1 protein-coding gene is annotated in these 233 nt (G+C 63.9%); it reads right to left on the reverse strand.

The window, feature by feature from the left end; genetic code table 11:
* Positions 1 to 233: enoyl-CoA hydratase-related protein (locus FNJ47_RS55790; RefSeq protein WP_175068547.1), on the reverse strand; the 233-nt coding region annotated here is incomplete at both ends.

The raw sequence follows: 233 nt of genomic DNA on the forward strand, positions 1-233 counted from the left end.
TCGCCGCGATCACGGGCTTACCGAGATTTTCGACAAGGCTCAGAACCTCCTGGCCGAAGCGGCTCGATTCCTCAGCCTCATAGGCGTCGGCATGGGCGAGCTCTCCGATGTCGGCGCCGGCAATGAAGGCCTTGTCGCCGCTGCCTGTCAAAATCGCGCCGTGTACCGCGACGTCGGCCTTGGCGTCCTCGAACGCCGCCTTCAAATCCCTCCAGGTCGGCGTGTTGAGTGCG

This window comes from Bradyrhizobium uaiense, from assembly GCF_010811875.1.
Classification (GTDB): Bacteria; Pseudomonadota; Alphaproteobacteria; order Rhizobiales; family Xanthobacteraceae; genus Bradyrhizobium; species Bradyrhizobium uaiense.